This window comes from Roseomonas populi (genome assembly GCF_024594815.1).
In the GTDB taxonomy this organism is placed as follows: Bacteria; Pseudomonadota; Alphaproteobacteria; order Acetobacterales; family Acetobacteraceae; genus Roseomonas; species Roseomonas populi.
Genome location: NZ_JANJOU010000013.1, coordinates 115,208 through 126,751 on the forward strand (window position 1 = coordinate 115,208; position 11,544 = coordinate 126,751).

An 11,544-nucleotide genomic window follows, 5' to 3' on the forward strand; every position below is an offset into this window, starting at 1 on the left:
ATGCTTCGCACAGCCCCGCGCCCCGCCTCTCCCGCTCCGCCAACCCTCACCGCCGCCGGCAGCCCAGGGCCCCGCGCGGCGCGGAGTGACGCCTTCCATGACCAAGCGCATGCTGATCGATGCATCCCACCCCGAAGAGACGCGGGTGGTGGTGCTGGACGGCAACCGTCTTGAGGACTTCGACCTCGAGACCCAGAACCGCCGCCCGCTGAAGGGCAACATCTACCTCGCCAAAATCGTCCGCGTGGAGCCGAGCCTCCAGGCCGCCTTCGTGGAGTACGGCGGCAACCGCCACGGCTTCCTCGCCTTCGGCGAGATCCACCCGGACTACTACCAGATCCCCGTCGCCGACCGTCAGCGCCTGCTGGAGATGCAGGCCCAGGAAGATGAGGACGAGGATCCCGAGGACGAGATCGAAACCGCCGCCGAGCGGCTGGCACCGGCCGACGACGCCGACCTGATCGGCCGCGAGGAGGCCGCCGCCGAGGCTCCGGCCGAGACCACGGCCTCCGGGGAGCCTCGGTCCGGCGCCACCGGTGCCGAGCCCCCGGCCGGGAGCGAGACGCTGGATGAGACCGGCGCCACCGCCGCCACGCTCGAGGACGCGTCCGCGCCCGAGGCTGCGGGTGAAGCCGCCAACGAAGCTGTCCCTGGGGCCTCCACGGCCGAGACGGCGGGCGAGGACGGCGCGCCGCTCGACCCCTCCCCCACGCTCCGCGCGCAGCCCATGACGATGCATGTGGACCGCGTGAGCGAGGGCGACCCCGTCGCCGAGCCCACCGCTACGGAAGCTTCCTCCGACGAGGAGGATGACGAGGTGGAGACGGTGGCCGAGGACGCCACCCCGCCAGAGACGGTGGGCGGCGGTTCCCGCGAGACGGATGAGGGCGGGGACGAGGAGCGCCGCGAGCGCCGCATCCCCTCCCGCTTCCTACGCCACTACAAGATCCAGGAGGTGATCCGCCGCCGGCAGATCATCCTCGTCCAGGTCGTGAAGGAGGAGCGCGGCAACAAGGGCGCGGCGCTGACCACCTACATCTCCCTGCCCGGCCGCTTCTCGGTCCTGATGCCGAACTCGCCCAAGGGCGGCGGCGTCTCCCGCAAGATCTCCTCCGCCTCCGACCGCAAGCGCCTGCGCGAGGTGATCGACGAGGTGGGGCTGCCCAAGGGCATGGGCATTATCGTCCGCACCGCCGGCGCCCAGCGCCCGAAGCCGGAGATCCGGCGCGACTGCGAGTACCTGCTGGGCCTGTGGGACAGCATCCGCGAGCGCACGCTGAAGTCCATGGCGCCCGCGCTGGTCTATGAGGAGGCCGACCTCCTCAAGCGCTCGCTGCGCGACAACTTCTCGAAGGACATCGAGGAGATCCAGATCGAGGGCGAGGACGCGTTCCGCCAGGCGCGCGAGTTCACCCGCGCGCTGATGCCGCAGAACGAGCGGAAGATTAAGCTGTACCGCGAGCCGGGCATGCCGCTGTTTGCCCGCACGGGCGTGGAGCAGCAGCTCGACGCGATGATGCAGCCGACCGTGCAGCTCCGCTCCGGCGGCTACATCGTGATCAACCAGACCGAGGCGCTGGTCTCCATCGACGTGAACTCCGGCCGCGCCACGCGCGACCGGCACATCGAGGACACGGCGCTGCGCACGAACCTGGAGGCCGCGGACGAGATCGCGCGCCAGCTTCGCCTGCGCGACCTGGCCGGCCTCATCGTGATCGACTTCATCGACATGGAGAGCAGCCGCCACGACGCGATGGTGGAGCGGCGCATCAAGGAGGCGCTGCAGCAGGACCGCGCGCGCATCCAGGTCGGCCGCATCAGCCACTTCGGCCTGCTGGAGATGTCCCGCCAGCGGCTGCGGCCGAGCCTGACGGAGCACTCCTTCGTCACCTGCCCGCACTGCCAGGGCCTGGGTATCGTCCGCTCGGATGAGAGCTCCGCCCTGCACGTGCTGCGCGCCATCGAGGAGGAGGGCGCCAAGCGCCGCGCCGCCGAGATCGTGGTGCACTGCTCCCCGGCGGTGGCGATGCACATCCTCAACCGCAAGCGCGAGCGCCTGGCCGCCACCGAGGCGCGCTACGCCATGTGCGTGGTGTTCGAGCCCGACGCGGAGATGGCCGCGGCCGCCCACCGGATCGACCGCACCCGCCCGCAGACGCAGCAGCCGCCCACCAGCGCCGCCATGCCCGCGCTGCGGATGGACTACGCGCCGGAGCCGGTCTTCCTCCCCAGCGTCGAGGATGAGGAGGACGAGGTCGGCACCGCGAACGACGTCGCCGAGGGAACGACCGAGGCCTCCGAGGGCAATGGTGGTGAGGGCAACGGGGAGCGCGGCCGCCGCCGCCGCCGCCGCCGCCGGGGTGGCCGCCGCGAGGAGGGCGCGCCCTCCGACGGCACTGGGTCCGAGGACGAGTCCGAATCCAGCCCCGTCTCCGACGAGGGCGCCGAGGACGTTGTCGAGGCTGTGGGCGAGGCCGCTCCTGCCGAGGCCGATGCGGGAGCAGCGCCCGCGCAGGCTCCCTCGGAGGATCGGCCGGAGGGGGATGCCCGCCGTCGCCGCGGCCGGCGCGGCGGCAGCCGCTTCCGCAAGGAGGGTGAGGCGGCTCGCTATGCTGGCCCCACCCCCGCCGATCCCTTCGCCGGGATCGACGACGCGCTGATGGACGCGATGGACGCGGTCGAGGAGGCCTCCGCCGCCGAGCCGGCACCGCGCAGCGTGCGGGAGATCCCGATCGTCGAGGCCCCCCTGCCCGCCGAGGCGCCGGCCGACGCCGGTGCTGAGGAAGCCGCCATCCAGGGAGTTGCCCTCGATCAGCCGGTCGCCGACGAGGCTACCCGCGACGAAGTCCCGGCCGAGGTCACGCCGCCCGTGGCCGAGATCGCGCCCGAGGTGACGCCCGGGGCCGCACCGGCGGCCGATGAGCCCGCCCCGGTGGCCGAAACTGCGCCCGCGGCGCAGCCGGCGGAGGCCGTGCCGGCCGATGCCGCACCGGCCGAGCCCGTGGTGGGTGCCGCCGTGCAGCCCGTCCTGCTCGGCGCCGAGGACGCCCCGGCTGCCCCGGCGAAGAAGGGGTGGTGGCGCCGCTGATCCCGGCGGCGCGCCCAGGGGAAAGGCTTGACGTGCCCGACGCGATCTTCGCGCCGCTCCAGGCCGGGCAGCTCGTTCTCCGCGCCCTGCGCGCGGGGGACGCGCCCCAGCTTCATCGCCTGGTGAACGACTGGGAGGTGGCGCGCATGCTGGCGCGCGTCCCCTTCCCTTACCCGCGCGAGCTGGCGGATGAGTGGATCGCATCCACCCGCGCCCAGATCGAGGCGGGGACGGCCTGGCACCTGGCGGTGGAGCGGGACGGCGCGCTGGTGGGCTGCGTCGGCCTGACCACCACTCGGGACGCGCCACGCCACGCGGAGATCGGCTACTGGGTCGGCCGCCGCCACTGGGGCCAGGGCATCGGGCCGGAAGCCGCCGGGCGGCTGGCCCGCTGGGCGCTGGCGAATCTCGACCTCGACGTGATCCACGCCTCGGTGCTGGAGGAGAACAAGCGCTCCGCCGCCGTTCTGGCGCGGATCGGCTTCCTTGAGGACGGGATGGCGGAGCAGGACTTCACCGCCCGCAACGCCCGCCTTCCCGTGCGCCGCTTCCGCGCCGGCCGGGCGGAGCTCTCCGCCGCCCCGGAGACGCCGCCGCAGCCCGAGGCGCCCGCCGACGCGGCGCCGGCCGCCGCGCCGGGGGCCAAGCTGCTGCTGGTGGCCGCCTGCGCGCTGATCGATTCGGACGGCCGCGTGCTGCTGGCCCGCCGGCCGGAGGGCAAGCCGATGGCCGGGCTCTGGGAGTTCCCCGGCGGGAAGCTCGCCCCCGGCGAGACGCCGGAGGACGCGCTGATCCGGGAGCTGCACGAGGAGCTGGGGATCGACGTCTCCGCCGCCTGCCTCGCCCCCTTCGCCTTCGCCTCCCATCCGCTGGACGGGAAGCACCTGCTGATGCCGCTCTACCTCTGCCGCCGCTGGAACGGCACGGTGGAGGGGCGCGAGGGCCAGGCGCTCGCCTGGGTGCGGCCGAACAAGCTGGCCGATTATGCCATGCCGCCGGCGGACAAGCCGCTGGTGGCGCTGCTGCGGGATTTTCTTTGAAGCGGATGGCGGCCCCGACGGCAGGGCCGCCATGGAGTGACCATCACGACCTACCTCGACGCTTGGTTCGGAACGCCTGAAGACGCAGGCCTTTCCGACGCGCTCGCACCCCATGAGATCCCCTGGGATGGCACGCACCCTCCAGGTGGCATTCCCCGCATGCTGCCGGAGGAGAGGCTTCTCTTTGATTGGGTGCGGCGCCGGATCGCGCAGGGCGACATCCGCTGGCGCCATGTCGATGAGTTGCGCTGCGCCGTCCTGCTGACCCATTCGGAGATCATGGCCCTCACCGAGGAGCTGTACGGAGAGCCGGGACGCTATGAGGCTCAGTTTGATGGCCAGGCCCTGTCCCACCTCGCCGACCGGATGCGCGCCTTCCGCACCTTCCTGGGCGGCCTGCCCCGGGACCGGCTCTTCGCTCTGAACGCCAGCGAGTTCTGACACCTCCCTGGGCTTGACGCCGCGCCGCAACGCGCGACCTTCGCTCCGCCCTCAGAGGAATGTCCATGACCCAGCCCAATGCCGCCCTGATCATCATCGGCAACGAGGTGCTCTCCGGGCGCACCCAGGACGCGAACCTGAAGTACATCGCAACAAGGCTGGGGGAGTTGGGCATCCCGCTCCGCGAGGTGCGGGTGATCCCGGACGTGCCGGAGACGATCATCAACACGGTGAACGAGATCCGCGCCGCCTTCACCTATGTCTTCACCACTGGCGGCATCGGCCCGACGCATGACGACATCACCAGCGAGTGCGTGGCCCGCGCCTTCGGCGTGCCCTGGGAGGTGCACGAGCCCTCCCGCGCGATCATGGAGGCCGACTACGCGCGCCGCGACCCGCCCGTGAGCATGAACGCGGCGCGACTGCGTATGGCGACCCTGCCGCGGGGGGCGGAGCCCATCCTGTGTTCCGAGACTTCGGCACCGGGCTTCCGGATGGAGAACGTCCACGTCATGGCCGGCGTGCCGCGCATCATGCGCAGCATGTTCGAGGTGATCGCGCCCACGCTCCAGGGCGGCACGCCCGTTCGCTCCCGCGCCGTGCACGCGAACGGTCTGCTGGAGGGGCAGATTGCCGAGGGGCTGACGGCGATCCAGAACCGCTTCCCGGCCCTCGATATCGGCTCCTACCCCTATTATCGCGCGGGCGGGAACGGCGTGGCCCTGGTGGCCAAGGGCACGGACGAGGCGGCGCTGGAGGCCGCGGCGGCCGAGATCGCGGCCCTGATCCGCGCCGACGGGAAAGAGCCGGTGGAGGGCGAGCCGCCGACGGCCTGATCTCCGCGGGTCAGGGGCCACCGCCCGTCCAGCAGGGCGGGGCCTCGCTCGTGCGGTCCACGGGGCGCGGAGGTGGAGCCTTCATCCAGGGCGAGATCTGGGGCTCGGGCCAGGGCGCGAGATAGTGCGCCCATTCCGTCGTGTGGGCGTAGACGGATTGCCGCGCCGCCTCCAGCAGGTCGCAGCTCTCGCTGGCCTTCCAGGCCGGCTTGAGGAGAAGGCTCGCCTCCATCGCCGCGCCAAACAGCGCCAGGGCGCCGCAGGCCAGCAGCGCGCGGCGCGCGATCCGCCCCGTCCGCTCCGCCGCCGGCGCCAGCAGGGCGGCGGCCACCATGACGGCTATCACGGCCAGCGGTGCCATGCCCCCGCGCGCCGTCATCTCGTTGCCCGGCCCGAAGACATAGAGGGGCAGCAGGCAGAGCAGGACGACGGAGACGGCGAAGGCCCAGCCGCGAACCAGCAGCGCGGCCGGGACCGCCCAGCAGAGCACCTCGACCACCAGGAAGAGCAGCCAGACAAGGAAGCCCTTCAGCGGCGGATGCATCAGGAAGAGCGGCCCGTGCGGCACCGCCGCCGAGCCGACCACGAGGTAGATGCAGATCGGCAGGGCGAAGATCACGGCCAGGATGTTCGCGGGCGTCACCGCGCGCCGGATGCCGCCCAGTCCCTCCCGCAGCAGCACGGCGACCGCGAGCAGGACGGCGCCGGCGCTCGCCAGCGGGCTCCAGAAGGCGCCGGCCGCGAAGGGCATGGCGAGGCCGCGGGCGAAGTCCGGGTGGCGCCCGTACCGCAGCAACAGGAGCGCCAGCAGCCAGGCCGGCATGGCGTGGTTCGGCGCCCAGAGGATCGCCGTGACATGGCCGGAATACTGGAAGAGCCGCGGCCACCACTCGCCACCACGCCCCCAGCTGGCCAGTGGCCCGGTGCCGAAGTTCCAGTCCAGCCAGATGTTCGGCAGGATATCGAGGCCGTGGAACAGGACGAAGACGCCCGCCATGACGGCGAAGGCGCGCCCCGGCCGGGTGGGCGCCACGGCGCGCCCCAGCAGCGCGAGCAGCATCAGCACGAGCGCGAAGCCCAGCCCCGTCCAGGCCCAGAGCAGCGCCTGCGCGGCCGGGAAGCCCAGGAAGCGGCCCAGCAGCCCCGGCACCATGTAGAAGCCCAGCGGCGCGCGGAGCAGCCAGTCCACGCCGCGATCCGCATCGGGGTAGGCCACCGGCCAGGCCTCGGCAGTCAGGTCGTGCAGGACCGCGTCCCGGATCTGCCAATCGGCGGAGCTGTAGACGAGGTGATGGGATCCGGTAGCACCCGCCCAGAGCAGGCCCAGCAGCAGGCAGGCCAGCGTCATCCCCGGCGAGAGGGGCCAGGCACGGCGCCATCCGGGCGCGAGCAGGAGTGCGCCCAGCCCCGCCAACCCGGCCACCGCCGCGGCCCAGGGCTGGGCCCAGCCGGCGAGGAAGATCAGCCCGGGTAGGGTAAGGTAGCCCAGCAGCAGCACCGCCAGCCGGTCCGGGGGTGCGCTGCCGAGAAGGCGGTCGAGGTCGAGAGGCGGAGACCGGCCCTCTGTGGAGGGCATCATCCCGGAAGCAGTGGCGATGCTGTCATACGGCCCGCTACCACGGGCGGCCCGTGCGGGACAGCAACCGACGTTATCCCCGCGCCCCCACCCGCCGCCCCAGCCGCACCGCCACGTGCCCGCGCATCACGCGGGGGCTGGGCATCACCAGCATGCAGTCGTCGTGCGGGGTGCGGATCTCCGCCTCCCCGTCCCGCGCGATCAGCGTGCCCGCGCGGGGGATCACCACGCCGCCGCGGAAGGGCTGGGTGAAGGCGAAATGGCGGGAAGCGGCGGTGACGCAGCGCGACACGGCCCAAACCTCTGGCTGCACATCCGGCGCGCCGGCGGCGGGATGCAGCATCCCCAGGGCCCGCAGCAGCCCGGCGGCGCAGGCCTCGGACACGGCCTCGGTTTCCGGCTCCCAGTGCGGCCCCGCCTCGGCCAGAAAGGTCAGGCGCGGCGGGCCGGACCCGGCGGAACCGGCGTGGTCGATCAGGCGGGGCCCCTCGGGCCTCTCACCATCCAGCACGACCACGGGAGGGGCGCCGACGCGGCGGGCCAGATCCAGCGCGTCCGGGGCGCGGCCCACGAGCATCAGCGGGTCCGAGGGCCAGAGCATCGAGTGCAGGTCCAGCAGGACCTCCGCCGCCTCCAGCGCGGGGCGCAGGGCGCGGGCGCGGCGCAGCTCCAGGCTGTCCCGCCCACCATCCAGCAGCGCGGGGCACCAGACGCGGTTCAGGTCCTCGTCCACGTAGCGCGACAGGGTGGGGTCTGCCGGATCGAAGCGCGCGAAAGCGTCCAGGTTAGCGAAGACGAGGGTGAGGCTGCCGCGTGCCGGGCGCAGCCCCGCCCGCAGCCAGCGCGCCAGCACCGCCGCCCCCTGGAACTCGTTGCCGTGGACGAGGGAAACGATCGCGGCGCGCGGGCCGGGCAGCCCGGAATCCAGGCTCCATACGCCGGGGATGCCGGTATTGCCCGCCGTCAGGTCCCGCAGGTCCGGCACGGGCACGCGGACGGGGAAGCTGTCATCCATGCCGGGGGGCCACCCTTCCGGCGCCGGCCGGGGCGGTTCGGTCGGCGCCCACTGGCACAAGGCCCATCGCCATTCCCGGTCTCCCGCCGCCACTCTATACGCCTGCCCCACGGCGACAATCCGGAGTCCTCCCTTGGACCTGCGCGCGCACTTCTCCCGTTTCCTCTCCGCCCAGCCGGGGCGGCTGCACTTCGCCGCGCACAGCCACCATCCATGGCCCGACGTGACGCGTGAAGCGCAGATCCGCGCCTGGGACGAGGCGGCGCGCCTGCAGGACGACAAGTGGGAGGCGGTGCTGGGGCCGCTGATGGCGGCCTGCCGCGCCCATGTGGCGGGGCATCTGAACCTGCCCGATCCCGGCACGCTGGCCTTCGCGCCCAATACGCACGACTTCGTCCGCCGCATCCTCTCCTGCATGCCTGCTGGCCGAGCCACGCGGGTCCTGACCACGGATGGCGAGTTCCACTCCTTCGCCCGCCAGGCGGCGCGGCTGGAGGAGGAGGGGCTGATCGCCGTCACGCGCGTTGCCTCGGAACCGGGCGGGGATTGCGTGGCGCGGCTGGTGGAAGCGGCGCGCCGGGGTTCTGATGGGCGCGGCTTCGACCTGATCTGGGTCAGCGAGGTGTTCTTCCACTCCGGCTACGCGCTGACGGGGCTCGAGGCGCTTGCGGAGGCCGCTGGCGAGGCCGTGCTGGTGATCGACGGCTACCACGCCTTCATGGCGCGGCCGGTGGACCTCTCGCGCATCGCGCACCGCGCCTTCTACACGGCGGGCGGCTACAAATACGCCATGGCCGGCGAGGGCTGCTGCTTCCTGCACTGCCCGCCGGACCTGCTGCCACGCCCGCGCGACACGGGCTGGTACGCGGCCTTCGGGGCGCTTGCCGCGAGCGACGGAGGGGTTGGCTACGCCGAGGGCGGCAACCGGTTCCTCGGCGCGACCTTCGACCCCTCCGGCCTCTACCGGCTGGACGCGGTGATGCGCTGGTTCGCGGAGCAGGGGCTCACGGCGGCGGCAGTCCACGACCACGCGGTGGCCCTGCAGGAACGCTTCTGCGCGGGGCTTGTGGGCACGGGACTGGATCCCGCGCGGCTGGCCATGCCGCTCTCCGAGCCGAACCGCGGCAACTTCCTCGCCTTCGACCTGGACGACGCGGAAGCCTGGCAGGCCCGACTGCACGCGGCCGGGATCGTGACCGACCGGCGGGGGCGGCGGCTGCGCTTCGGCTTCGGCCCCTACCAGACCGGGGAGGAGGTGGACGCGGCGCTGGACCGCATCCGCCGCCTCTCCAGTTGATGCGCCGGTCCTGAAAGGTGGCTACGGGACCGACGAAAGCTTGTGGGCGCTTTGGGAATCTTTCGCTGCTGCGGGCAGGAGAGCGAACCTAGCCAAGGCCCGATTCCTGGTTCCACTTCTTCCCCGGACACGGCGGCGTTGAGCGTGCGCCGCGGATCGAGGGCGGACACGGCTGGGCAGGATGCCAGCTTGCCGCGGCAACACTTGCAGATCGAAAGCCATCCGTGAATACGCGCCCATTTCGGTCGTAGGCTTCGTCGGAGCGCTACACAGCACCTGCGCGGAACTTGGCACCATGACCGGGTGCCTCGCATGAGGCGAGACGCTCGTTCAAGGCCGTGGATCAACCCTCGCCTGCCCTGCAACAACAGACTGCACGAGGCCGCCCATCTCCCGGCGCGCGTTGGCGCGGCGTATGATGGAGAGCTGACCGCGCGCCTCAAGGATTGCGAACCGAACCTCACTGAGGTCCTCGACGCCCTGCCGGCGCAGAAGGGCATAGAGATCGGCGCGCGTCAGCCCGCATCGAGCGAGGTCGCGCTCAAGCACCGTGGCGTCCACGACGAGGAGCCTGGGTGCGGGATCGAGGAGATGCCCGACGGATGGGGAGGCGTGCAGCCGGGTAACGCACCAATGGCCGGCGAGCACGGCCCCGAGTGTCGCGATGCCCGTGAGATAGCTTGCATCATGTGCATTCGGGATGCGGCCGACAATCGCGCCGACCGCGACGGCGGCCACGAAGTCGAAGGGCGACAGATCGGCAAGAGTGCGGCGCGAGCCGAAACGCAGCCCTATGACAGCGGTGAGATAGAGCAGCAGCGCCTTGAGGCCGATCCAGCCCACCTCGCCCGCCCCACCCAGCAGGTGTTCCATCGCAGTCCTCCGTGATACCTGCCGGCACTCGGCTGAAGCCTGGAGCAGCGCTGGCGACTTGACCATCCTATCGTGGCCTCAGTCCGCGTTCGAAGGAGCCAGGGATCCCGCTGCACGTCGCCCTGACGCTTCCCGGGAGACACCGCCCGATCCACCTTCCCATTCACGATCCCACGCGATGGGAACGAGGGCGCCGCCGCCGCACACCGTCCGAATGCCTCATCAACGGGCATCACCGCTCCAGCAAGATGCCGATCACGCATGGGATCAAGGGCCGGCTGAGCGATGCCAGTCAGCTCGGTGTCACTCCAAGGGTGTTGGCCCGATCACTCACAGCCCCGCTGCTCCGTCCAGTGCGAGAGAACATTCCAGGAGGAGCTCTCGATAGGATTTGAACGTGCTCTGCTTTGATGACACGAGGCGGATATGCAGATACCGCCGCACTATTGTTTCGCTGAGCCCGCATCCGACATGGAGCCGGGCTCTCGCAGGGGAACCGCAGCGCCCGACGCCCACCCTGATCGAGGCCTACCGTCGCTGTACGACTATGCCGAACTGTACGACGCCATCGTGCAGCCAGGACCTTGCGAGGCATTCTACCGCGAAGAGGCGCGGCATCAGGGCGGGCCAGTGCTGGAAATGGCGTGTGGAACCGGACGCCTGACCCTGCCGATCGCGGCGGATGGGCACGAGGTAACCGGGCTCGACGCATCCCGTGCCATGCTGGCCGCCGCTGCGCGCAAGGCAGCGGAGCGACGGCTCCCGGCGCGCTTTGTCCTCGGCGACATTCGTGACTTCGACCTCGCCCAGCGCTTCGGGATGGTGATCATCTCCTGCAATTCGCTTGCCCACCTGACGGAGCCGGAGGACCTGCGCGCCTGCCTGGCGGCGGTTCGGCGACACTTGGCTCCTGCAGGCCTGCTCGCCTTCGACGTCGTCAGCCCGGACCTCGGCATGCTTAGCCCGCCCGGGCGCGAAGCCCGGCGGCTGGATCTTGGCCCGAACCCGTCGTCAGCGGTCGAAGCGGAGGAGATCGCGAGCTACGATCCGATCACGCAGCTGCGGACAGCGCAGTGGCGCATCCGGCGAGCCGAGGGCGAAATGCAGCCCATGGCTCCCCTGGTCCTCCGCCAGTTCTTTCCCCAGGAGGTGCCCTGGCTGCTTGAAGCCTGCGGCTTCACGCTCGTCGACCGCTACGGTGACTTCTCGCGCAACCCGCTGGAGCCGGGGAGCCTGAACCAGGTCTGTCTGGCCCGCGCGGCCTGACGTTCGCGATCCTCCGACCGGTGAACGGAAGTGCAAGTCAGGAATGGCCTTCCGTTCGCGAGGCATGGTCTCACGATGGGGGTTGGTGGAAGGCGAGAGCGAGTCCAGTTCG

The 11,544-nt window shown here is 71.6% G+C and carries 9 protein-coding genes; 6 read left to right on the forward strand and 3 right to left on the reverse strand.

Translation table 11 applies throughout. From position 1 onward, the window contains the following. Positions 1 to 97: 97 nt before the first annotated feature. The 4 genes from NRP21_RS16065 to NRP21_RS16085 all read left to right on the forward strand — a co-directional run bounded on the left by NRP21_RS16065 (position 98) and on the right by NRP21_RS16085 (position 5,405). Positions 98 to 3,088: a ribonuclease E/G gene (locus NRP21_RS16065; protein WP_257717236.1), complete on the forward strand. Its 2,991-nt coding sequence runs from the start codon at positions 98 to 100 to the stop codon at positions 3,086 to 3,088. 32 nt (positions 3,089 to 3,120) lie between these two features. After that, on the forward strand, positions 3,121 to 4,128 hold the full coding sequence (locus tag NRP21_RS27915; RefSeq protein WP_308219905.1) for a bifunctional GNAT family N-acetyltransferase/(deoxy)nucleoside triphosphate pyrophosphohydrolase: 1,008 nt from the start codon (positions 3,121 to 3,123) through the stop codon (positions 4,126 to 4,128). A 36-nt stretch (positions 4,129 to 4,164) separates the two neighbouring features. Continuing rightward, positions 4,165 to 4,569 (forward strand): hypothetical protein, encoded by a 405-nt coding sequence (locus NRP21_RS16080; RefSeq protein WP_257717237.1) that lies wholly within the window; start codon positions 4,165 to 4,167, stop codon positions 4,567 to 4,569. A gap of 65 nt (positions 4,570 to 4,634) precedes the next feature. Beyond that, positions 4,635 to 5,405, forward strand: a complete 771-nt coding sequence (locus NRP21_RS16085) for a competence/damage-inducible protein A (RefSeq protein ID WP_257717238.1) — start codon at positions 4,635 to 4,637, stop codon at positions 5,403 to 5,405. A gap of 10 nt (positions 5,406 to 5,415) precedes the next feature. On the opposite strand, the gene NRP21_RS16090 is transcribed toward NRP21_RS16085, so the two are convergent. Next, positions 5,416 to 6,984 (reverse strand): hypothetical protein, encoded by a 1,569-nt coding sequence (locus NRP21_RS16090; RefSeq protein ID WP_257717239.1) that lies wholly within the window; start codon positions 6,982 to 6,984, stop codon positions 5,416 to 5,418. A 70-nt stretch (positions 6,985 to 7,054) separates the two neighbouring features. Next, positions 7,055 to 7,996: a M14 family metallopeptidase gene (locus NRP21_RS16095; RefSeq protein WP_257717240.1), complete on the reverse strand. Its 942-nt coding sequence runs from the start codon at positions 7,994 to 7,996 to the stop codon at positions 7,055 to 7,057. Positions 7,997 to 8,129: 133 nt separating this feature from the next. Here NRP21_RS16095 and NRP21_RS16100 point away from each other — a divergent pair, with 133 nt between their 5' ends. Next, the gene (locus NRP21_RS16100) at positions 8,130 to 9,293 is read left to right on the forward strand and encodes an aminotransferase class V-fold PLP-dependent enzyme (RefSeq protein ID WP_257717241.1); all 1,164 of its coding nucleotides are present in this window, start codon (positions 8,130 to 8,132) and stop codon (positions 9,291 to 9,293) included. A gap of 330 nt (positions 9,294 to 9,623) precedes the next feature. On the opposite strand, the gene NRP21_RS16105 is transcribed toward NRP21_RS16100, so the two are convergent. After that, complete coding sequence (locus NRP21_RS16105) at positions 9,624 to 10,166, reverse strand: DUF421 domain-containing protein (RefSeq protein WP_257717242.1); 543 nt, start codon at positions 10,164 to 10,166, stop codon at positions 9,624 to 9,626. A 426-nt stretch (positions 10,167 to 10,592) separates the two neighbouring features. On the opposite strand from NRP21_RS16105, the gene NRP21_RS16110 reads away from it, so the two are divergent. Further along, positions 10,593 to 11,432 carry a class I SAM-dependent DNA methyltransferase gene (locus NRP21_RS16110; protein WP_257717243.1) on the forward strand — a complete coding sequence of 280 codons (840 nt, stop codon included), beginning with the start codon at positions 10,593 to 10,595 and terminating at the stop codon, positions 11,430 to 11,432. Positions 11,433 to 11,544 lie beyond the last annotated feature (112 nt).

Coding starts and splice junctions, on each gene's coding strand:
- NRP21_RS16095 (WP_257717240.1), bottom strand. CDS start 7,996: ATGGATGACAGCTTCCCCGTCCGCGTGCCCGTGCCGGACCTGCGGGAC.
- NRP21_RS16065 (WP_257717236.1), top strand. CDS start 98: ATGACCAAGCGCATGCTGATCGATGCATCCCACCCCGAAGAGACGCGG.
- NRP21_RS16105 (WP_257717242.1), bottom strand. CDS start 10,166: ATGGAACACCTGCTGGGTGGGGCGGGCGAGGTGGGCTGGATCGGCCTC.
- NRP21_RS16110 (WP_257717243.1), top strand. CDS start 10,593: ATGCAGATACCGCCGCACTATTGTTTCGCTGAGCCCGCATCCGACATG.
- NRP21_RS16085 (WP_257717238.1), top strand. CDS start 4,635: ATGACCCAGCCCAATGCCGCCCTGATCATCATCGGCAACGAGGTGCTC.
- NRP21_RS16090 (WP_257717239.1), bottom strand. CDS start 6,984: ATGATGCCCTCCACAGAGGGCCGGTCTCCGCCTCTCGACCTCGACCGC.